Origin of the sequence: Myxococcus qinghaiensis, from assembly GCF_024198215.1 — a bacterium.
Classification (GTDB): Bacteria; Myxococcota; Myxococcia; order Myxococcales; family Myxococcaceae; genus Myxococcus; species Myxococcus qinghaiensis.
Map to the genome: position 1 here is coordinate 209,915 of NZ_JAKCFA010000013.1, position 20,549 is coordinate 230,463.

At 67.0% G+C, this 20,549-nt stretch carries 18 protein-coding genes; 5 read left to right on the forward strand and 13 right to left on the reverse strand.

Annotation, left to right across the window (positions count from 1 at the left end):
* Positions 1-56 precede the first annotated feature (56 nt).
* The 5 genes from LZ199_RS24950 to LZ199_RS24970 form a co-directional block, all read right to left on the reverse strand.
* On the reverse strand, positions 57-200 hold the full coding sequence (locus tag LZ199_RS24950) for a hypothetical protein (RefSeq protein WP_253996249.1): 144 nt from the start codon (positions 198-200) through the stop codon (positions 57-59).
* 217 nt (positions 201-417) lie between these two features.
* Entirely contained in the window at positions 418-828 is a 411-nt protein-coding gene (locus LZ199_RS24955) for a hypothetical protein (protein WP_253996250.1), read from the reverse strand.
* A 104-nt stretch (positions 829-932) separates the two neighbouring features.
* A complete protein-coding gene (locus LZ199_RS24960) occupies positions 933-2,096 on the reverse strand; it encodes a bestrophin family protein (RefSeq protein ID WP_253996251.1) in 1,164 nt (387 codons plus the stop codon).
* 258 nt (positions 2,097-2,354) lie between these two features.
* Positions 2,355-4,001 carry an apolipoprotein N-acyltransferase gene (gene lnt, locus LZ199_RS24965; RefSeq protein WP_253996252.1) on the reverse strand — a complete coding sequence of 549 codons (1,647 nt, stop codon included), beginning with the start codon at positions 3,999-4,001 and terminating at the stop codon, positions 2,355-2,357.
* Positions 3,998-4,654: a hypothetical protein gene (locus LZ199_RS24970; RefSeq protein ID WP_253996253.1), complete on the reverse strand. Its 657-nt coding sequence runs from the start codon at positions 4,652-4,654 to the stop codon at positions 3,998-4,000. Before LZ199_RS24970 ends, lnt begins: the two co-directional genes overlap by 4 nt.
* A gap of 95 nt (positions 4,655-4,749) precedes the next feature.
* Here LZ199_RS24970 and LZ199_RS24975 point away from each other — a divergent pair, with 95 nt between their 5' ends.
* Positions 4,750-5,670 (forward strand): hypothetical protein, encoded by a 921-nt coding sequence (locus tag LZ199_RS24975; protein WP_253996254.1) that lies wholly within the window; start codon positions 4,750-4,752, stop codon positions 5,668-5,670.
* A 96-nt stretch (positions 5,671-5,766) separates the two neighbouring features.
* Here the strand turns inward: LZ199_RS24975 and LZ199_RS24980 are convergent, their stop codons facing one another.
* On the reverse strand, positions 5,767-6,855 hold the full coding sequence (locus tag LZ199_RS24980) for an SGNH/GDSL hydrolase family protein (protein ID WP_253996255.1): 1,089 nt from the start codon (positions 6,853-6,855) through the stop codon (positions 5,767-5,769).
* Positions 6,856-7,076: 221 nt separating this feature from the next.
* Here LZ199_RS24980 and LZ199_RS24985 point away from each other — a divergent pair, with 221 nt between their 5' ends.
* Positions 7,077-8,384 (forward strand): chloride channel protein, encoded by a 1,308-nt coding sequence (locus LZ199_RS24985; RefSeq protein ID WP_253996256.1) that lies wholly within the window; start codon positions 7,077-7,079, stop codon positions 8,382-8,384.
* Here the strand turns inward: LZ199_RS24985 and LZ199_RS24990 are convergent.
* The 7 genes from LZ199_RS24990 to LZ199_RS25025 form a co-directional block, all read right to left on the reverse strand.
* On the reverse strand, positions 8,369-10,465 hold the full coding sequence (locus LZ199_RS24990) for a putative metal-binding motif-containing protein (protein ID WP_253996257.1): 2,097 nt from the start codon (positions 10,463-10,465) through the stop codon (positions 8,369-8,371). The two genes, LZ199_RS24985 and LZ199_RS24990, sit on opposite strands and share 16 nt — an antisense overlap.
* A complete protein-coding gene (locus tag LZ199_RS24995) occupies positions 10,462-11,274 on the reverse strand; it encodes a hypothetical protein (RefSeq protein WP_253996258.1) in 813 nt (270 codons plus the stop codon). Before LZ199_RS24995 ends, LZ199_RS24990 begins: the two co-directional genes overlap by 4 nt.
* Positions 11,275-11,448: 174 nt before the next feature.
* Positions 11,449-13,536: a putative metal-binding motif-containing protein gene (locus tag LZ199_RS25000; protein WP_253996259.1), complete on the reverse strand. Its 2,088-nt coding sequence runs from the start codon at positions 13,534-13,536 to the stop codon at positions 11,449-11,451.
* A 203-nt stretch (positions 13,537-13,739) separates the two neighbouring features.
* Entirely contained in the window at positions 13,740-16,037 is a 2,298-nt protein-coding gene (locus LZ199_RS25010; RefSeq protein ID WP_407667244.1) for a membrane dipeptidase, read from the reverse strand.
* Between the two features lie 102 nt (positions 16,038-16,139).
* Entirely contained in the window at positions 16,140-17,456 is a 1,317-nt protein-coding gene (locus LZ199_RS25015; RefSeq protein ID WP_256569411.1) for a CapA family protein, read from the reverse strand.
* Positions 17,457-17,703: 247 nt separating this feature from the next.
* Positions 17,704-18,069 (reverse strand): VOC family protein, encoded by a 366-nt coding sequence (locus LZ199_RS25020; protein ID WP_253996262.1) that lies wholly within the window; start codon positions 18,067-18,069, stop codon positions 17,704-17,706.
* Between the two features lie 198 nt (positions 18,070-18,267).
* Complete coding sequence (locus LZ199_RS25025; protein WP_253996263.1) at positions 18,268-18,789, reverse strand: hypothetical protein; 522 nt, start codon at positions 18,787-18,789, stop codon at positions 18,268-18,270.
* A 469-nt stretch (positions 18,790-19,258) separates the two neighbouring features.
* On the opposite strand from LZ199_RS25025, the gene LZ199_RS25030 reads away from it, so the two are divergent.
* Genes LZ199_RS25030 through LZ199_RS25040 form a run of 3 tightly spaced genes read left to right on the forward strand, consistent with a single transcriptional unit; the run spans position 19,259 to position 20,494 of the window.
* Positions 19,259-19,600, forward strand: coding sequence for a helix-turn-helix domain-containing protein (locus LZ199_RS25030; protein WP_253996264.1), 342 nt, complete (start codon positions 19,259-19,261; stop codon positions 19,598-19,600).
* On the forward strand, positions 19,587-20,006 hold the full coding sequence (locus tag LZ199_RS25035) for a HipA N-terminal domain-containing protein (protein WP_253996265.1): 420 nt from the start codon (positions 19,587-19,589) through the stop codon (positions 20,004-20,006). Before LZ199_RS25030 ends, LZ199_RS25035 begins: the two co-directional genes overlap by 14 nt.
* Positions 19,937-20,494, forward strand: coding sequence for a type II toxin-antitoxin system HipA family toxin (locus tag LZ199_RS25040; protein ID WP_253996266.1), 558 nt, complete (start codon positions 19,937-19,939; stop codon positions 20,492-20,494). The genes LZ199_RS25035 and LZ199_RS25040 overlap by 70 nt, the downstream gene beginning before the upstream one ends.
* Positions 20,495-20,549: the final 55 nt, after the last annotated feature.

Here is a 20,549-nt window from a genome sequence, read left to right on the forward strand (position 1 = left end):
TGACACGAGGGACGCGACCACCTCGCTGCACGTGGCCGCGTCCTCGAAGCCAGGCCTCATGCGTCGGGCTTTGGGGGCTTCTCGTGCTCCTTGGGCTTCTCGCGCAGGCTGGTTCTGGAGCTCCACATCGCGGGCGTCATCACCACGATGAGCAGCGTCAACACCACAGTGCCAATCATCAACTCCCAAATCATGTCCATGGTCTCGCTCTTCTGAAGTCGGGCTGACGGCGAGCCGGAGCGACAGACCTCGCGCACACGGCTCCTCGGTTGCGTTCAGGAGGCGAGGCCGCGCGCGCCCCAAGTCACGGGGACACAGGCACCTCGCCCAGGGCACGGGGCGACAGTCATGGGGCCTTCGACACGACACCCGTCGAGTCGAGGATGCACCACGAGCCAGCCTCGTACGCCGGAGCGCTCAGAGGAGCAGCGTGCGGATGCGGAGGAAGACAGGAGGCCCCTGCGACGGGGGCACGTTCCAGAGGGACAGGGAGCGACGAGGACCCCGCTCGGGCGCCTTGAGCGGCAGCCAGGCGACCGGCGGTACAGCCACAGGCGGCGCGACGAAGACACTGGCGCTGGAGACACTGCCTTCGAGGGGAGCAGGCAGGTCCCAGTGCGGCTCCTCGCAGCAGTCCCACTGGAGCGTCGGCTGGCCGTGGGAGTCCGCGTGGGAGGAGTCCGCTTTCGAGTGCTCATGACAGCGGCACTTGGAAGCGCGCGTCTGGACCTGCTTCTCGCAGTAGTGCCCCAGCCCCGCCACACCACTGGCGGCGACCTGCCAGCCGAGGAGCAGCACGAGCGTGAGGAGCCGAGACAGTCCGGACACGATGCCTCGGGTATACGCCCCGTCCGCCCCTGCCGCAACGCGGGCCGCCGGCACGGACGGCGCGGCGCTGACAGGGCCCATTCGAGAAGCTCGCGGCCTCAGTATCAGTAGAGCAGCCCGTCCTTGGGCTGCACGGGCTGGGGCAGCTCGTTCTCCCCGAGCATCTGCCGCAGGTTGATTTCGATGGTCCTGCTGAGGGCCGTCATCGGCGTGTCGCTGACGTCGTCCTCGAAGGGCGTCTCGATGTCGCGCCCGACAGCATCCAGTCCGATGAAGAGGAACGCGATGATGGCGGTGACGACGGGGGTGAGCCAGCCCAGCTCCTCCACGACACCGAGCGGCAGCAGCACCAGGTAGGCGCGGGTCATCGCGAACAGCAGGCTGTCGTACTGGCGAGGCAGCGGCGTGTTCTTGATGCGCTCACACGCGCCCAGCAGGTTGGTCAGCTCCGTCAGCGTCCGGTCCATCGTCACGTGGAGGAAGAGCACCTTCTGCGGGTCGGACACCTGTCCGTAGATGCGGCGCAGGCGCGTCGCCATCCACAGGAGAATCGCGGAGGGGACGTTGTGCTCCTCGCGCAGGGCCCCGATGACGTCGGGCCGGAAGAAGGAGACAATCTCCGGCAGCGGGTCCTGTCGGCGCAGGTGGCAGCGCAGCGCGTGCACGAAGCCCATCTGCGCGTACACCAGCTCGCGCGCGTCCTCGGTGATGTCCTCCACCATGCGGGTGATGACTCCGCGCGGCTCTCCTTGCTCCTGCAGCGGCGTGCCGAGCGCGGCGACGTCGGCCGGCGTGTCGCGGTCCGCGGCGCGCACCCGGGCCTGACCGAACCTGTCGCGGACCGCGCCGTCGCTCGCCCGGGTACCTCGCACCGCCAGCAGGGCACCGGGGCGCTCCACCGCGCTGCGCAGCAGACGCGAGGGCACGGCGGCCAGCTCCAGCTCCGTCATGGCGTCGCCCGGCTCGTGCCCGGGCCGGGGCAGCAACGTGAGCACCTGGCGTGAGAAGGTGCGCGACCAGTTCACCACGCCGCCCCACAGCGTGCGGGCCTCCCACCAGCGGTCGTAGGCGGAGTTGTTGCGGAAGGCGAGCAGCACGCCCAGCGCCGCGGCGAGCACGGAGATGGGCATCGCGGGCACCGCCATCCAGGACGCGTGGAACACGCGATAGCCCACGATGATGGCGAGGGCGAAGAAGACATGCACCGCGACGGGGATGCCCGTGTACCGCAGGATGATGTGCCACGACAGCCGCCGACCGACAATCATCGTGCGAGTGCTCCGCTCCTGAGTGAGGCGCCTCTGCGCGGAGCGTCTAGTGCCGACGGTGCGGGCCGACAACGGCCCACGTCAGGCCGTCACTCGGATGTGTCACGCAGACGCGCTGCCGGGTGACGAAGTGTCCTGGAGCGAGCAGAGCCACTCCGGAAGCCCGCCCCTGCCTCCGCCGTTGTCGCCACGTCACGGCCCGCGAGCAGCAGCACCGAGTCCGAGCCACGCGGCCCTGACGAACCACGCACGGCCTCGTCAGTACCGGTCGCTCCGTGAACCGAGCACCGCGCCGCCGAGCACCGCGCCACCCAACAAGGCCACCGCCATCATCAGCGCCACGGGTCCCAGCCAGTTGCCCCACATGCGCGCCAGGAAATGGCTCGCGGTGTGCCAGTGCACGCGCATGACGGCCGTGCCGCGCTGGCCATCGCCAATCTCCGTCAGGATTTCGCCCGTGTCGTCGATGAGCGCGGAGATGCCCGAGTTCGTCACCCGCACCTGGGGGCGGCGCGTCTCGATGCTGCGGAAGACCGCGTGCGTGAGGTGCAACCTGGGCCCGTGCGTGCCCCCGAACCACGAGTCATTCGACAGCGTGAGCAGCAGGTCCGCGACCTCCGCCTCTTCCGCGACGTAGGAGGGGAAGATGGTGTCGTAGCAGATGAGCGGCGCCACCGTGAGCATCCGCCCGTCGCGCCGGCGCAGCATCACCGTTCGCGGCCCCGGGCCCGGCGTCCAGCGCCCCGTCCACGGCAGCCACTCGCGCAGGCTCGGTGAGTCGATGAGCTCCGGCACCCACTCCGTCAACGGGAAGAGCTTCGACTTGCGGTACACCTTGCGCGTCGGGGCCTCGCCCTCCTTCTCACCCGGCGACAGGAACATGGCGGCGTTGAACTCCTGTCCGCCCTCCACGTCATACGAGCCGAAGATGAGCGGCACGTTCCGCGCGGCGACATAGGCGGAAATCTCCGCGTCCAGCTCCGCGCCCGCCTCGCTCTTGGGCACACCGAAGGGCGTCGGGTACACCGTCTCCGGCCAGATGAGCACATCCACCGGCGCCTCACGAAGCAGCGCGTCCGACATCGCGTAGTGCGTGTCGAGAATCATCCGCACCACTTCGTACGCGCCGTGCTCCGCCTTGAGCTTCTCGTAGTTCGTGATGTTGGCCTGCACCGCGCCCACCACCAGCGCGGACTGGGGGTTCCGCTCGTCCTGGTACTGGGAGAGGCGGAAGGAGCCATAGCCCAGCATCGCCACCACCAGCGCCACCGCCGCCGTCAGGGGCCTGAGCGCACCTGGCGCCCCGCGCGTCCGGAACGCGTGCCCCATCGCGAACAGGCACTCATTGACGACCAACAACCCCAGCGTGAGCCCGGGCGCGCCCGCGATGTCCGCGAGCTGCCGCAGTCGCGGCGAGTAGACGAACCCCTGCCCCAGCGTGTCCGCGAAGGGCTTGGGCGCCAGCCACTCCACGCCCACGTACACCAACACGCACACCATGGGCGGCAGCCACCGGGCCCGATTCCCTACCGCGCGCCGGGCCAAGTGTCGCGCGAGCGCCGTGAGGGGAAACTGGAGCTGGAACACCGGCGCCAGGAGCATCATCAACAACCAGCACAGCCACAGCGGCGCGCCCGAGTACGACTGCAGCGCGCTCGGAAACCACCCGAAGACCGCCGCGCTGAAGGTGACGCTGAGCCCCGCGCCCAGCAGCAGCGCCTCGCGCGAGGAGCGGGCCCGGTCCACCACCACCAGCCACGGCACGAAGGCGAACCAGCCGAGCAACGTCCACGGCATCCGGAGCAGCGAGAACGCCCACAACGCCACGGTGGTCGCGACGACGGCGCCCAGATTCCAGACGAAGCGACGGCCGGACGACGCGTCCTCTCGCCCCAGCAGCGTCAAGGCGAGTCCTTGGACTCGTCTGACTTGGGCAGCTCCAACATGCGCACCGGCATGCCCGGGGGAGCCAGCTCGGCGGGCACCACGCGATTCTCGGGAATCTCCAGCGGCTGCCCGTTCGCATCCACCGGCTGGTGGTCCGGATGGAACATCAGGATGGCCTCCACGCGCTCACCCTCGTCCGTGGACTGGTAGTGGCGCACGTAGCCGGGAGGCAGCTCGAAGCCCTCGGGCACGACGAGGCCGCGCTTGAGCGGCTTGGTGCCGGGGCGATAGAGCTGAATCCCCGTGGGGCCGGAGGAGGGCACGTCGGGCTCCGTGGCGGGCTCGGGTGGCGCGGTGGGCTCGCCCATGACAGGCGTGGCGTCGCCCTGCGGCGCTTGCCTCACGGGAGGCTTGCGCACGGGAGCGCGAGCCACCACGGGCGCGGGCTCGACGACGGGAGGAGGCGGGGCCTCGACGAAGGGCTCGCCCTCCACCGCCACGTCGGAGGCGCTCAGCCACGCGCTCAGCGCGATGCACAGCACGGTGAAGACGAGCGCGCCGCCCACCAGCCACCGCGCGACACCGCCTCCGGAGGAGGAGCGAGTCGGGGCGACATGGGTGACGCCGTCGCTGTCGACACGCCTTTCAGGGGATGGGTGCTGCGGCCGCATGCTCGCCGTGAGACCTCCGCGCTGCGTATGCTACGGACACCCTCTCGCCGAGGCAATGTGGCCTCTGCCGGCGACCCCTCCCCGCCCCTCGCGCCATGAGCTCCCCTTCCGTCGACACCCTCCCCGTCAGCGCGCCGCCCACAGCCGCGCCCACCGCCGAGCCCGAGCGCTTCACGCTCCACGCCTGGACCTCCGCGCGACGCGGCGTGGCGATGTCGGCCCGCTTCGTCACCGTGGGAAGCCTGCTCTTCTTCACCGCCTGGCTGCTGTGGGACATCATCGAAGGCGCGGAGACGCTCAAGGCCGAGCCCCTCGTGTGGAGCCTCGTCCTGGGCGGAGGCCTGCCCCTGGCCCTCGTCGCCGCGCTGCGCTCCCAGGCCCGCGCCACGCTGGAGGTCGGTGCCAGCACCCTGACGCTCACGCTGCGCGACGGCGCCCGGCTGGAGATTCCGCTCGACGCCGTGGAGTCCGTGCGCCCCTGGCGACTGCCGCTCCCCGGGCCCGGACTGACTCTGCGCCTGAAGTCAGGACGAGCGCTCGAGTACGGCCTGGAGGTCGAGGACGCGGTGCCGCTGCTGGTGGCGCTGGGGCAACGCGAGGGCTCGCTGGGCGCGGCGGTGGTGCATCCGCTGGTCCGCTACGGGCGCGCGCGTCGGGAGCTGTGGCGCAAGCGCTGGTATCACCTGGTGCTGAAGCTGGTCGTCTTCCCGCTCGTGCCCGCGGGCATCTTCTTCCGAGCGCACCAGTACATCGCCTTCGGCGGTCCGTTCGGCGAGTACCAGCTCAACGGACTGACGGCGTATCTGCGCTCGTTCGGTCGCTACTACGCGCCGGTGACGCTGAGCCTGCTGCTCATCGCGTGCTTCTGGCGCGGGGTGGCGGAGCTGGTGTCCTTGGCGGCGGCGCGCTTCGTGCCGTCGTGGACGCGCGGCGCGCGGCGGAGCGCCGAGTGGGTGTGCCGGCTGGTGTACTACGCGGGCATCATGGCCTTCACCGCGTCGCGCTTCCTGATGTGACGTGAGCGGCGCTGGAAACGAAGAGGCCTCCGACGCTGTGCGAGCATCGGAGGCCTCGAGGTGAAGCTCACCCGCCGAAGGCAGGTGCCGCGAGAATCACGGAGCGGCGGGGTTGAAGCGGGCGCTCTCCCAGCCCATGCGCTCGTGGCCCGTCTTGTTCCACTCGGGGTTCTTGCCGTCGACCACCTGGGCGTCCGTGAACTGGGGCGCGCCGGTGCCGGAGCCCGAGCCGGAGAAGATGCTCACGCTGATGGTGGTGCCGAAGTACGTCGGGTGGGTGTTGTCCGACTGGATGTAGTCGTAGCTGGTGGACGCGTTGACGAAGTGCGTGTTCGCGTCGCGCAGCGTGGAGCGCAGCGCGCCGGTGATGCGGGCCACGTACGCGTCCTCGGTCTCACCCGCGCGGTAGCGCAGCGCGGCCGAGTCCACCTGGCCGTCGCCGTTCGAGTCGTAGTCCGCGCCCATCATCTCCGCGAAGGAGTCCGCGCACTGGAAGCCGTACCGCGCCGCCAGGTTGCAGGTGCGCCAGTTGCTGCGGGCCAGCAGGGGGAGGAACTTCACCTGCTTGTTGATGGTGGCGCCCGTGGCCGAGTCACGGCAGGCCGTCTGGACGTTGTCCGCGGCGAAGCCCGGGTAGTAGATGTTGGAGACAATCTTGACCTTGGCGGAGGTCGCGTACTGGTTGATGGCCTGCATGGCCCTCTCCGTGTACGTGGTGCAGGCCGCCAGCGCCGCCTCCAGGCCGCTGTAGTTACAGGTGCCCGTCTGGTCCGTGAAGGCGCTGCGCGCCTGCAGGTAGTCGTTGCCGCACATCTCGAACATCACGGCGCGGGTGTTCGCCGTCTGCATGTACGAGCGCTCGGAGACAATCTTGTTGTTGTAGATGTCGTCGGCCTTCGCGCCGGACTTCGTGCGGCGGATGACCTCGATGTCCGTGTTCCACAGCTTCGCCAGGTACTCGCCCTGGACGACGGGGGCCGCGCGGCGCGCGACGCCGCCGATGCCGCCGTTGTAGCCGGCATAGATGGAGTCGCCGTACGCCACGACGCGATACTTCGTCGTGGACGTGGACCGGTCGATGGTCCACGACGTGTTCTGGTTGATGGTGCTCGCCATCGCGCTACCGCTCACCGTGGCGGCAGCGACAACGGCGGCGAAGGACAGCCCATTGCGACGGAAGGACATGCCCGCTCTCTTTTCTTCCCGCTGGGGGGATGTAGGGGGAAACCGAAGGCTACACGCCGTCGATTCACGAATCACCCGCAAACTGGAATAACGCGAGCAGTCAGAATTCGAGGATTGCATGGAACCCAAAGTGTCGCGCCCTTGGGGTGTCTGATTCCTGACGCGTCGCGACGTATGACGCGGTGTTTCACGATGTTTCAACAGATGGGGAGGGAGGCCGGGTGAGGTGGACGGGAGGAGCGCGAGTCCTGGGGCAGTGGTTGGTGCTGGGGGCGCTGGTGGGGGTGGTGTGCGGCGTGGCGTCCGCGGGGTTCCTGTGGCTGTTGGACGCGGCGACGCGGCTTCGGGAGGGCCAGGGGGCGTTGGTGTACGCGCTGCCGTTGGCGGGGTGGGTGTTGGGGGCGGTGTACGCGAAGTGGGGTGGGCCGGTGCGCGGGGGGAACAACCTGGTGCTGGAGACGGTGCACACGGGGGATGCGCAGGTGCCGCTGCGGATGGCGCCGATGGTGTTGGTGGGGACGGTGCTGACGCACCTGTTTGGCGGGAGCGCGGGGCGCGAGGGCACGGCGGTGCAGATGGGTGGGAGCCTGGCTGACTGGGTGGCTCACCGGTTCCGGGCGGGGGCGGACTTGCGGCGGGAGCTGCTGGCGGCGGGAATCGCGGGGGGCTTCGGGTCGGTGTTCGGGACGCCGGTGGCGGGGGCGGTGTTCGGGTTGGAGGTCGTGGTGGTGGGGCGGCTCGGGTACGAGGCGCTGCTGCCGGCGCTGGTGGCTTCGGTGGTGGGGGACTTGGTGACGCGGGGATTGGGGATTCACCACACGGTGTATCCGGTGCCGGGGGTGTTGCCGCTGACAGCGCAGGTGTTGGGGAAGTGGTTGGTGTTCGCAGTGGGTGTGGCGGTGGTGGCGGTGGTGTTCGTGGAGGGGCTGCACCGGGTGAAGGCGGTGTTGGAGCAGCGGGTGCGGTGGTTGCCTTTGCGGATGGCGATGGGTGGGACGGCGGTGGTGTTGCTTTGGTTGTGGGTGGGGACGGATGCGTATCTGGGGTTGGGGGTGCCGGGGATTGTGCGGGCGTTCGAGGACCCGGCGCTGCCGGTGTCAGCGTTCGCGTGGAAGCTGGCGTTCACGGTGGTGACGCTGGCCTCGGGGTTCCTGGGCGGAGAGGTGACTCCGCTGTTCTTCATTGGGGCGAGCTTGGGGAATGTGCTGGCGCGGGTGTTGGGGTTGCCTGTGGATTTGGGGGCCGCAGTGGGGATGGCGGCACTGTTCGCGGCCGCGGCGAATACACCGCTGGCGTTGTCCATCATGGCGGTGGAGCTGGTGGGCGCGGGGGTGCTGCCACACGTGATGATTGTGGCGACGGTGGCGTATCTGCTGACGGGCCACCGGGGGATCTATCCGTCGCAGCGGATTGGCCGGAGGAAGCACGGCGGGCCGCTGCTGGAGCGGTGGGTGCCACTGCGGGAGCTGGAGGACCCCGGGCCCCGTAGGCCCGGGGACTCAGGACCGGGAGGTCACGGCTCCGGGTAGTGGAATACGCGGCCGTCGTCACCGACGATCCAGAGTTCGCCTGTCGGGGTGATGGCGATGTCTCGTAGGGGAACGTTCGCTCGGTTCGAAGGCAACAAGTCCAGCGGCTTGGCCCAACCAAAGGGCGTCAAGCGGCGCAGCTTTCCGTTCGAACCCTTGTCCACGATGTAGCACTGGTCGTTCAATGGGTTCGACGTGTTCTGGGCGTCGTACCGCATCACCACGCTGCTGAAGTCGTCCGTCGTTCCCGACGATTCAGCCCTGTTCCACGTCGTCGCTCCGTCCCAGCGCCACGCCAACCCTCCATCCCCCACCGCACACGCCCTGTCAGGCCTCCCCATCCACACGGCGTTCGCAAAGCCGCTCCCCTTGTTCGGCAAGCTCGTGTGCAACGCAGAGGGATTACCATTGGCATAGGATAAAAACTCCTGCCCAGTACTGCCTCCCGTGCTCCCTCCCGACACCAGCAGAGAGTTCTCGCTCAGCCCGTGGAGTCCATAGACGTTGATGTTGTTGTCGTGCACCAGGGTGTGCTGCGGATTGCCACCCACCACCCACTTGATCAAACGGCCTGAGCTGTCAGTAAGGTAGATGGTGGTCACCCCTCCAGCCTCAAAGCCCACCATCCCCGTTAGGTTGTCAGTGGGAATTGTCACGGCGCCTGTGCCGCACGCGGCAGCAGTATCTCCTGTATGGACGGCCAGCAATCCCCCCTCGCCGCCCAGGAACACAGCTCCGTTGGAGTTCACCCAGGAGACTGTCCAATTCGCATTGCCACAGTTGTTGCTATTGGCCGGCAAGCTTCCATCCGGCGGCGTACCGGTCCCATCCCCAAAGCTGAAACTCTCAAATTTACTACCGGCCGTCCTGCGCACCGCCAATTTGCCTCCGCGACCGGCAATCCACACCGGATAGCCACTTGGCCCCGTCGACACCGCCCTCCAGTCGTGGGAACTCCCACCTACGTGATGATTGACCACATCCTTCAGCGTGCCACCACACGCCAGCGCGGTATTATCCAGAACACCGTCACAGTTGTTATCAATCGCGTCGCACACCTCGAAGAGACCCGCGCGCGCCGCAGGGTCCACGTCGTCACAATCGTCGTCATTGGAAACCGTGCCAGGATCCGCTGCGGCAGTCCCACACTTCAAAGTAGCGTTCGACCCAGCGGCGCCCTGCCCATCACCATCTTTATCTGTGTAATAGTACCGCCCGGGATCCTGACTGCATACCACGGAGTTGCCATCCCCCGAGCACACCGTCACGCCTCCACACTCGGCATTGCAAGTCGCCCCTACGGAGAAATATTCCTCATCGATAATGTTGTCACAGTCATTATCGACATTGTCGCACTTCTCTGAGTTCCCAGGGAACATCTTCGCCGCATCCGGGCCAAAGTCTCTGCAGTCGAACGGGCCTGCCGCAGAATACCGTATGTAATTACCACTTGGCGACGTGCATGACAAAACGAAGTCGGGCCCACGGGGCACTCCGTCTCCGTCCTCGTCCAGGTACCAGTTCTTGTCGAGCCCCTCGTCCGCCACTCCCGAGCAATTGTTATCCAATGCATCACAGACTTCGGGATTGCCCGGGAAGCGCAGTGCCGCATTCGGACCACTGTCGTCGCAGTCCGTGCCGCCCTTTCCGTCCCCTAGAATGGCGACGTACCCATCGCCATCCTCATCCGGAGTGTTGAGGGTCGCAGTGAGCGACTCCTTCTTTCCCTCGCCCGACAGGTCTGCGGCCAGCATCACCCTATCCACCTCCTTGCCCGCGCACGTCTGCTCGTGTGCTGTGATGGTCACCCGCACCCTGGTGCCCGAGTTCCCCCTGCGAAGGCCTTTGAGCAATACTGGAGGGGCAGTGTTCGCGAGGTCCGTGAAGGTCTGCAGGTCGGCGACGTTCGCCAGATTAGCCTCATCCTGGACCTGCATCGCGATACAGCCCGCCTTGAAGCTCGGCGAGTAATCAACCGTGACAGGGATACTTCGTTCGGCCTCGAGTTCTACGAGGCTCGGCACGGAACAACCTCCAAGAACCAGCAGGCCAGACACAACCAGGAACACCGTGCGGCTCATCGCGCACCTCCCTCGGCCACGGGCTCCTCGGCGAAGTCCATCAAGAGCCACGTCGCCAGCGCACCAACTGCGGCGGCGGTCGCCGTGCCGAAGAGGATGTTCGCCGTCCGGGCACTTCCCTGCGCACGTGAATGATTCGCCTCCAGGTCCTTGAGCTGTCCTGCCCGCGCATCGTCGACCTGACTCTGCGATGACAGCCCGAACACCGCCCCCACTCCACCCGCCGCGACTCCAGCCCCCAGTAGCGCCCAGCTCACCACCGGAACCCGGCGTCCCGCGATGCGCACGCCCTGGGACACGCGCTCCACATCCTCCGCCTCGGTACTTGTTGCCCAATCAGGTGGGGCTTTCTCTTCCCTGCTGGGAGGAGTCAGGTCCGGCCGGACCACCTCTGGCTCCGTGACCAGCGGCTTCGCGCCCACAGGCTCTGGCACGGTTTGGACCACCTGCGGCGTGGGCACTGGAGGCGCGGCCATTCGTCGACCGGCCGTGGCCTCACGCACCTTCGTGCGCTGCGCCTCGAACTCGCCACTCACCTTGGGCGAGACGTGCAAAGGAAGCGTCGCGTCAAGTTGGCGTTGGAGCGCCTCGCGGAAGTCCTTGCGCGCCGCCTCCCACCTTCCCATGTCCGCTTGGATGATGCCGCGCAGCAGGGACAGGGAGACTGCCTCGTCAGGGCCGTGCGGCAGGCGACTGGCGTGCTTCAGTCGCTCCAGAGCACGCTCGTATTCGAGGTCCTCGTAGAGGCGGATGGCCTCCTTGATTTGGCGCTGGACCTCGCCTTCGGCTCCCTGCGCGCGCAGCGGCATGGCCACTGACACGCAGACAAAGACCGCTAGGCATTCCCCCCACAGGCATGACTTGGACATGCCTGGACTCTAAGTCCGACCACGGAACCACGGAAAATTCAGACAGCCCTTTCCTGTCCAAGACACCACGCTCCGACCCATCAGGCCCGAAGCGTGGCAGGTCCCGAGCGACGACTACGGCTCTGGGTAGTGGAACACCCGGCCATCGTCACCAACGATCCAAAGGTCCCCGGTCGGGGTGATGGCGATGTCTCGCAGGGGGACGTTCGCCCTGTCCGACGGCAGCAGGTCCAACGGCTTGGCCCAGCCAAACGGAGTCAGCCGGCGCAGCTTGCCGTTCGCACTCTTGTCCACGATGTAGCACTGGTTGTTCAGCGGGTTCGACGTGTTCAGCACGTCGTACCGCATCACCACGCTGCTGAAATCAACCGTCGTCCCCGAGGATTCAGCCTGATTCCACGTCGTCGAGCCATCCCAGCGCCACGCCAATCCTCCATCACCCACCGCACACGCCTTGTCAGGCCTCCCCATCCACACCGCGTTTGCGGTGCCCTCCCCATTGTTTGGCTGGGTCGAGAGCAACACGGAGGGAATGCTATCGCTATAGGACTGAAACGCTTGGCCAAGATCCCCTGACGTGACTCCCCCTGACACCAGCAGGAAGTTTTCACTCAGGCCGTGGATGCCGTAGTAGTTGATGCTGCTATCTTCCACCAAGACGTGCTGCGGACTACCACCTACCACCCACTTGATCAAACGGCCTGAGGTGTCAGTGAGGTAGATGGTGGTCACCCCTCCAGCCTCGAAGCCCACCATTCCTGTGATGTTGTCACAGGGAATTGTAACGGCGCCTGGGCCGCACAAGGCAGCAGCATTCAAGGTACGGATGGCCAACGCTCCATTCTCGCCGCCCAGGAACACAGTACCTTCGGAGTTCACCCAGGAGACTGTCCAATTCGCATTGCCACAGTTGTTGCTGTTGGGCGGCAGGCTTCCATCCGGTGGCGTACCAGTCCCATCCCCGAAGCTGAAACTCTCGAATTTACTGTTGGCCGTCCTGCGCACCGCCAATTTGCCTCCGCGACCGGCAATCCACACCGGATAGCCATTCGACCCCGTCGACACCGTCCTCCAGTCGTGTGAATTCCCACCCACATGATGATTGACCACGTCCTTCAGCGTGCCACCGCACGACACCGCAGTAGTGTTGTCCACGGTCCCATCACAATTGTTGTCAATGGCATCGCACACTTCCGCAAGACCCTCGCGCGCCGCAGGGTCCGCGTCATCACAGTCGTCATCGTTGGAAACCGTGTCAGGATCCGCTGCGGCAGTCCCACACTTCAAAATACGGGTCGACCCAGCGGCCCCCTGACCATCACCATCTTTGTCTGGGTAGAAGTACCGCCCGGGGGCCTGACTGCACACCACGGCCTTGCCGTCCGCCGAGCACATCGTCATGCCTCCGCACTCGGAATTGCACGACTGGTTCCTCGGTGGGGCGAACCCTTCGTCGATACCATCCACACAGTTGTTGTCGATGTCGTCGCAGAGTTCTTCGTTGTTCGGAAATCGCTTGGCTGCATTCACACTGGTCTCATCACAGTCGAACGGCCCAGCTTCGGCATACCCTTCGATATAGTTCCCGGCGGGCTCATCGCACTGAGTGATGAAGTCAGGCCCCCTGGGAACGCCGTCGGCGTCCGCGTCCAGGTACCAATTCTTGTCGAGCCCTTCGTCCGCCACATCATTAACCGAGCAATTGTTGTCCACCTTGTCGCAGACCTCTGGGTTGCCCGGGAACCTCAGCTTGGCATTAGGTCCGCTGTCATCGCAGTCCGTGCCGCCCTTGTCGTCCGCCTGCCTGGCGACGTACCCATCACCATCCTCGTCAGGGGCGTTGAGCCTGTCCGTAGTGATCGGCGACTTCTCTCCCTCGCCTGCCAGGTCCACGGGCAACACAACCCTGGCCACCTCCTTGCCCGCGCAGTTCTGCTCATGCGCGGTCATGGTCACGTTCACCTTCGTGCCCCAGCCCACTGGAAGGGCAACCCCCAGCTTCAATGGCGGCGACCTGTTCGCGAGGTCCGTGAAGGTCTTCGTCTCGGTGATGTTCGCCGCGTTCGCCGCATCCTGGATCTGCACCGCGATGCAGCCCGTTTTGAAGCTCGGCGTATAGTCGATATTGATGGCGACGTTCGACTGTTCCTTGGAACAGGCCACGGCCAACAGGGGGAGCGCGAATAGGAGGAGGCGACGCATGGCGCGCACTCTACCCCAGCCTCTCTCCGGCGGCCTGTCCCAAGCCGCCCCGCCGCGCTGCCACTCCCCCCGCAAAACTCCCGCCCGGCCGTCCAGGCACACAGGCCCCCGCCCCCCTCTCCCAGCATCCAAGATTCCGAGCCCCCCACCCGCACCCAGGGACGCCAGGGGCTCCTCGCCCCCAGCATCCCCAAGGCTGACGCCTACTTACACGTGAAGGACCACCGGCACTCCCCCGACTGGCACTCGCGCCCGGAGCCGCAGGCCGCCCCGCGGCCCTTCTTGTTCTGGCACTTGCCCGAGTTCAGCCCCCAGCCACAGTACTGGCTCGCACCACAGTGCGAGTCGCTGTCACACAGGCAACTCCCCGTCGGATTCACGTAGCAGTCCGCGCTGCACCGGTCCGTCGTGCACTCGTTATCCGACTTGCACGTCTGCCCGTACGCCTTCGACCGCGGCGTGTAGCACCACCCCACCGTGTCCGCGCACCCGCCACACTCCCCCGACTGGCACTGCCCATCCCGACTGCACGAACTCCAGTCCGCCTTCTTCGGCACGCAGTCGTTGTCCGCCGGATTCCCCGGCGTGTCCTTCTGGCAGTACCCCACCCCTCCACAATCCTCGTCCCCGTTGCACACGCACCGCCCATCAAACGTGCTGCACAACACCGACGTGCACTGCTCGCTCAAGCACTCGTCGTCGAACCGGCACTCCTGATTCAGCTCCTTGCTGTCCGGCGAATAGGGCTTCCCACACACCGTCGGGTACGCCCCCTCGCGGTCCTCCGGCTTCACCCACGCCGCCACCCCAGACGTGTCGATATCCAGCGCCGCGTCCGCCATCCCCGTGCGCACCACCGACGTGCGCTCCCACATCCGGATGAACGTCTCCGCCGAGCCCGTCAGCCCCGCCGTGTTCACCCCCAGGTTCCGCAAGTCCTTCACCATGTCCGGCAACAGGCCCACGTGCGCCAGGCCCTGCTCGTCGAACGGCGTCCCCAACCGCCCAGGCCCCTGCAGAGTCTGTTGACGCGCCTGTGCATCCGCCTCCGCCTGGAACCCCGCCGAGCACGCCCCGTCGTCTCCAAACCGCGGCCGCGTCTGCTGGATGAACCCGTTGAAGTCCGCGCCAAACGCCATTGGCACTTTCAACCCCTGACGGCCAAACTCGTACGCCTGCGCGAACGAACGCGTGGACCCCTGGCAGTTGTTCGCGACTCCAGACTTCGTATACGTCCGAGTCTCGTCATGCGCCGTGCGCAGACCGAACATGCCACCCGTGCGCCGCAACATCTGCACCACCCACGCCGGCGTCGTCTTCTCGTTCTCCGCCAGCTTCCCGTTCATCACCTCGCGGAAGTGCCCGTGGCTCACATAGAGCGGGTAGTACTTGTTGCGCTCCGCCACCGAGTACGCATCCCGCACGCCCTTCTCCGACAGGTGCGCCAGGTCGATGAGCATTCCCTTGTCCATCATCGCCTGCATCAGCGACTGCCCCTCCGCCGTCAGGCCCTTCACGTTGCGGCAGCTGCCGTCCACGTCGAAGCCCAGCGTCATGCCTCCCACCGTCAGCCCACAGTCCGTGTCGATGTGACAGTTCTCGATGAACTGCGCCGCCTGGAAGATGGCGTTGTGCGGCGCCGCGCCTCCAAACCGGTTGTCCAACTGGTGCACCGGCTGCAACGTGCGCACTCCCAACCCGTGGAAGCGCTCCAGCTCCGCGCGCCAGTCCTTCGCGCCGAAGAGCTTGCTCGTCTCGATGGAGAGCACCATCGCCAGCTTGCCCTCGGAGATGATGCGCCGCGCGTCCGCCGGCGTCAGCGCCAGGTCCACCCAGTCCCGAGTCGCCGCGAACTCGCGCGCCTTCTGCAACTGCACCTCCACGTCCACCATCTCGTCACACGGCCGCGTGCGGTTCTGCGGCGGCAGCGCCTCACACAAGAAGCCGTTGCTCACCGCCGACACCACCACCAGCGACATGCCGCCCTGGTGCGCCTGCCGCAGCCACCCCTCCCACGACTGCTGGTGCGCAATCGTGTCCCAGCGCGGCCACTCCGTGTTCGGGTCGCGCCGCCCGTCGTGCAGGCCCGTGTCCCCCTCCGTGCCCTCAATCTTCCCCAGGAACTCCGAGCCCACCGCCCCCGCCACGCCGAACAACTGCGACAGCACCGGCACCCCGCGCAGGTCGATGTTGCTCGAGTTCGGACACAGGTTGAGCAGGTGGCTCAAGTCCATCCGCACCCGAGCGTGGTCGCTCTCCGGCCACCCGCCGTCACACCGCGTGAGCGCGTCCGTGACGGTGCCGTGGAACCAGCCCCCGCCAAACGCCTCCTCCGCGAACATGTGGTGGTGCAGCTCCGCGAAGCCCGGCACGCCCAGCGCCTGCTCCTCCGTGTCCAGGGGCTCGGCGGGCGCTTGTCCCTCCTCCTCCACCGGCACGCACGACAACGCCATGGCCAAGACCCAGGTGGAACACCATCGAAGACGACGCGAACGGGACATGGGGGACTCCCTGCAAGTGGAGCCCCCCACTTAGCGCCACCCGACACCCGAAGTTCAAGCCAGCCGTCGCCATTCAGTAACTGACGCAACGGTACCGCACCGCTACGGCGCCGTCTGAGTCGCCAGGCTCCGAGTCCCCGGCGCGGGCGGCACGAAGGCCGTGCGCTGGCGCAGCTGGGAGGAGGCCACGGCGAAGCCCTCGGGCAGCATGCGGAGGATGCGCGTGCGCCGGTGCTGCGAGCCCACGAGCCGCTTCTCCAGGAGCGCCTTCTCCGCGCGGGTCTCCTTGTCCAACGGCGCGGGCCGGGCCGCCAGCGCCGCGAGCCGCTCCGTCACCGCCTCCAGCTCCCGGTCGATGAGCACCGGCTGGATGTTGCGCCGCTCCTTGCGCTTGCGCCCCACCGCGTTGTTCTCAATCCACACCGGCAGCACCGCCACGTCCCCCAGCACCACCGGCGCTCCGGGCCCGGAGCGCGCCAGGGAGACTCGCAGCAGCATGGAGTCGCGCTTGTCCCCCGCCTCGCCCTTCTTGCCCGGCGCGTGGTGGTAGAAGCGGTCCTGGTTCGCCACCAGGTTGCCCAGGGAGAAGGCGATGAGGCCCTTGCGCCCGTCCGCCGTCGTGTAGCCCTCCAGCGGCTGGAGCACGTGCGGATGGTGGCCGATGACCGCGAGCGCTCCGGCGTCCAGCAGCTCGCGGCCCAGCTTGCGGTCCTCGGCGTTCGGCGCGTCGGCGTACTCGGTCCCCCAGTGCACCAGGACGACGAGCGCGTCACAGCGCGCGGCGACAGCGCGGACCTTCTCCACCGCTTCGTCGGTGGTGAGCCCCCGGTGCAGGCGGTATGCGGGGTACGGTACGTAGGCCACGTGCGGCGACTGCGCGTCCTTCGGATTGCTGAAGCCGTTCAGCAGTCGCGTGAAGGACAGGAAGCCCACCTTCATTCCGCGCACGCCCATGATGACGGGCTCCCACGCCGCGTCCCTCGTCGCGCCGGTGCCCGTGTGGCGCAGGCCTGTCGCGTCCAGGTGGCGCAGCGTCTCCACCAGCCCCGTGGGGAGCTGGTCCCTCGCGTGGTTGTTGCCGGTGGAGACGACCTTCACCCCGGCGGCGGCGAGCGCTCGCGCCATGGCCGACGGCGCGTTGAAGAGCAGCTCCCGCGTCACCGCCTTCTTGTTGTCCGTGACGGGCGTCTCCAGATTCAACACGCCCACGTCCGCGGTGCGCAGCACGTCCGCGATGGGACCGAAGACATGGTCCCAGCCCTCGTTGTTGAGCGACGGCGCCACTCCACCCGCGGGCGGCACCGCCCCGGTGCGCGCGTGCAGCTTCGCCACCGTCTTCACCTCGCCGTGCGGAATCACATCCCCACCGAACACGAGCTCGACATGCGAGGCGGGCGCGGCGGCGAGCAGCAGGGGCATGAGCAACAGCGCGGGCGAAGGCACGCCTGTCACCTTAGTCCACCCCCTCCACGGACACAGAATCCCTGGCCGTGGACACCCTGGGTGAGCGCCGCCCCGCCTCATGCTCGCGCCCGCGCAGTCCCGTCACTGGCCCACCGAGGAGACGCGCCGCGTCTCGGCCACATCCGACGGGGGCGCGCCGCGCTCGGCGACAGGAATCGTCGCTCGGCGCGACGCGCCTTGGCTCACGGCGCCTTGGCTCCGGTCAGCGCGCGCGGGGCCAGACACCCACCTCGACGAGCAGCGCGCCGGGGGCCTGGCAGTAGACCATCGTCCCCCGGTTGTTGCGGATGACGTCACTGACCTCGAGCCCCTCGGCGCGTGCTCGCTCCTGGAATGCGAGCACGGTGGCCTCGTCGTCGACGAGGAAGCCGATGTGGAAGCCCTCCGGGTACTTCTCCGCGGGCGACTTGAGGCGCTGGAGCACGAGCACCAGGCCCTCGCGGTCCGTGAGGATGGCGATGGCCGGGGAGGCTCGGTTGCTGGTGTGCTCGAAGTCGAAGTGGCGCTCGAAGAACGCCGCGGTGCACTGGACGTCGGGGACCTGCAGGTCGATGTGGTTCAGCTTCATGGTGAGACCCTCGGGGCATGGCGATGCCCTCAAGGCCGGGGGTTCTCATCCGTGAAGGAGGAACAAGCGCTCCCACCATGGGAGTGACCGGGGCTCACCGAACCGGTCCGCCGTTTTTCGACCGGTCCTGAGGATACGACAGGACTGCGCACCGAGGCGAGGCACTTGCCCGACGCCGCCCCGGCGTGCACCCAGCCGTCAGAACAGCTTCGCCACCACCAGCGTGACAGGGCCCGCGACGTCGGTGACGCCCCCCGCCGTGAAACATCCCAATGGATCCGTGTTGAGCAGCGTCAGCGTGCGCAGAACCGTCGCCCCCAGGAACCGGCCGCTCACCACCGTCCCGGTGAGGACGATGACGTTCTCCCCCGCCGGCTTCAAGTTCACCACGGTGGTGCCCGTCACGACGCTCACGGTGTTGTCACTCCACTTGATTTGAATCGTGGAGGTCGCCTGGCCAATCCCACAGCCGATGATGCCATCCGCCTCCGTGGTGGCGACGGCGGAGGGCAGGTTCAGCGGCAACCCCGCACACCCGTGGGTGCCAATGGCCGAGACGTGGGTTGGCTTGGCGGTGTTGGTGAGGCCCGGCTCGAATTCGGTGACTTCCGCCCCGACACACGTGAGGAGAACGGTCTGCGCCCGCGCCTCCGCCGTGACGAACAGGGACACCACCAGGAAAAACCCAGACAAGGACTTGAAGAGAACGGTGGACGTCATGACAACGGCTCCTAGCGAAGTGACGACACTTCACGGACGTGAGGCTCGTAACGGAAGCCTTCGGAGCAACACCCATCGCTCCGTCACTTCCGTCACTTCCGTCACGTAAAGCCTACGGAGCAGGCGCTGTTTCTTGCCCATCCGCCCTGAGTCATCGTCCGTTGATACACGCGCCAGCGACTGGTTCCGTTACCCCGTGGATGCTGTCCTGGTTCGAAGGTACAGGCACCAGTGCCCCGCATGTCCCCAGGGGCGTGGGAGCGCATGGGAGTCCACTCAATCCGGAGCTGCCGCGAGCACGCTTCAACGCTCATCGCGGCGAGGCCCGTCTGCCGCTCATGCGACCATGCAGGCCCGTCCTCTCAGGCGTCTGCGACCCAACGCCTCGAAAATCAATAGATTGGCTGTAAACCCATTTTCAGATCACTAGATTGGATCTGACCACGACATATGCCCAGTTGATTGAACCATGCCCCGACAGAACCTCACCCCCGAGACGACGCCCCTGGATGTGGTCCGCGCGGTCCGTCGCCTGGGGCAGAACATCATGCGAGCTCGCATCCGACGAGGCCTGAGGCAGGCGGACCTCTCGAAGAAGACGGGGCTCGCGCTCGGGACACTCCAGCGCATTGAAGCGGGCAACCCCACCACGGCGATCAGCGCCTACTTCGCCGCCTTGTGGGCGCTGGGACTCGAGCGAGAATTCGAGAACCTCGGCGCGCCGGACAAGGACGACGTGGGAAAGACGCTGGAGCTGGCGCGCCAACCGAAGCGAGTCCGGTCATCGGGAGGACTCGATGCCGACTTCTGAGGAAGCCCGCTGCTACGTCTATCTCCAGCTTCCGGGCACCCTGGACGTCGTCACCTGCGGGCTGTTCGTCCAGCAGGACAACGTCGGCCGCTTCGTCTACGGAAACAGCTACCTCGCCAATCCGCGTGCGGTCGAACTGGAGAAGTTCGAGCTCGCCCTGCGCTCGGGCACATTCGAAACGGCCAGGCTCGGCGGCATCTTTGGTGCCCTGCGCGACTCCTCACCCGATGCCTGGGGGCGCACGGTCATCGAACGGCAGCTCGGGCGCACGGCGCTGACCGAAGTCGACTTCCTGCTCCACTCCCCCGAGGACCGAGCGGGTGCGTTGTCCTGCTGGTGCGCCGGTTCGACCGGAAACGCCTTGAGGGCGAAGGCTACTTGCGGCACCGCATGGTCAGCGCCCTGACGGTCCTCCGCGCCGACGAGAATCCGCTGGACCGCTCGAAATGGTCATACATCCGACTGGCGGATGAGCTGAAGCGCTGGGTGGGCCATCCCGACGAGGACCTGCGCGAGCTGTTCTCTCGGATGGTCTTCAACGCGCTCATCTCGAACGTGGATGACCATCCCCGCAACCATGCGCTGATTGCCACCGGCTCGGAATGGAGCCTGTCTCCCGCCTATGACCTCACGCCCATGCCCCAGGCCAGCACCGAGCGGGACCTCGCCATGGAAGTGGGGAGCGCCCAGAATCGCCGCGCCAATCGCAACAACCTCTTGAGCGAATGCGGCCGCTTCCGCATGTCCCGCGAGGACGCCTCCCGCCTCATCGACAAGATGAAGGTCACCGTGTCCGCCCGCTGGCGCGACGTCGTGAAGGAGTGCGGAGGCACGGAGGCTGACCTGAAAGCCATCGAGCGCGCGTTCGACTACGAAGGTTTTGAGTACGACTGACCCCCGGTGGGCGCGCGGCACCCGGCTCGCGCGCCCACCGTGAAACCACCGTCAC

Excerpts from the sequence above, each read along its gene's own strand:
- LZ199_RS25025 (WP_253996263.1), bottom strand. The coding sequence starts at position 18,789 with ATGACGTCCACCGTTCTCTTCAAGTCCTTGTCTGGGTTTTTCCTGGTG.
- LZ199_RS24960 (WP_253996251.1), bottom strand. The coding sequence starts at position 2,096 with ATGATTGTCGGTCGGCGGCTGTCGTGGCACATCATCCTGCGGTACACG.
- LZ199_RS24980 (WP_253996255.1), bottom strand. The coding sequence starts at position 6,855 with ATGTCCTTCCGTCGCAATGGGCTGTCCTTCGCCGCCGTTGTCGCTGCC.
- LZ199_RS25030 (WP_253996264.1), top strand. The coding sequence starts at position 19,259 with ATGCCCCGACAGAACCTCACCCCCGAGACGACGCCCCTGGATGTGGTC.
- LZ199_RS25015 (WP_256569411.1), bottom strand. The coding sequence starts at position 17,456 with ATGCCCCTGCTGCTCGCCGCCGCGCCCGCCTCGCATGTCGAGCTCGTG.
- LZ199_RS25010 (WP_407667244.1), bottom strand. The coding sequence starts at position 16,037 with ATGTCCCGTTCGCGTCGTCTTCGATGGTGTTCCACCTGGGTCTTGGCC.
- LZ199_RS24970 (WP_253996253.1), bottom strand. The coding sequence starts at position 4,654 with ATGCGGCCGCAGCACCCATCCCCTGAAAGGCGTGTCGACAGCGACGGC.
- LZ199_RS24995 (WP_253996258.1), bottom strand. The coding sequence starts at position 11,274 with ATGCCGCTGCGCGCGCAGGGAGCCGAAGGCGAGGTCCAGCGCCAAATC.
- LZ199_RS24950 (WP_253996249.1), bottom strand. The coding sequence starts at position 200 with ATGGACATGATTTGGGAGTTGATGATTGGCACTGTGGTGTTGACGCTG.
- LZ199_RS25035 (WP_253996265.1), top strand. The coding sequence starts at position 19,587 with ATGCCGACTTCTGAGGAAGCCCGCTGCTACGTCTATCTCCAGCTTCCG.
- LZ199_RS25000 (WP_253996259.1), bottom strand. The coding sequence starts at position 13,536 with ATGCGTCGCCTCCTCCTATTCGCGCTCCCCCTGTTGGCCGTGGCCTGT.
- LZ199_RS25020 (WP_253996262.1), bottom strand. The coding sequence starts at position 18,069 with ATGAAGCTGAACCACATCGACCTGCAGGTCCCCGACGTCCAGTGCACC.
- LZ199_RS24990 (WP_253996257.1), bottom strand. The coding sequence starts at position 10,465 with ATGAGCCGCACGGTGTTCCTGGTTGTGTCTGGCCTGCTGGTTCTTGGA.
- LZ199_RS24975 (WP_253996254.1), top strand. The coding sequence starts at position 4,750 with ATGAGCTCCCCTTCCGTCGACACCCTCCCCGTCAGCGCGCCGCCCACA.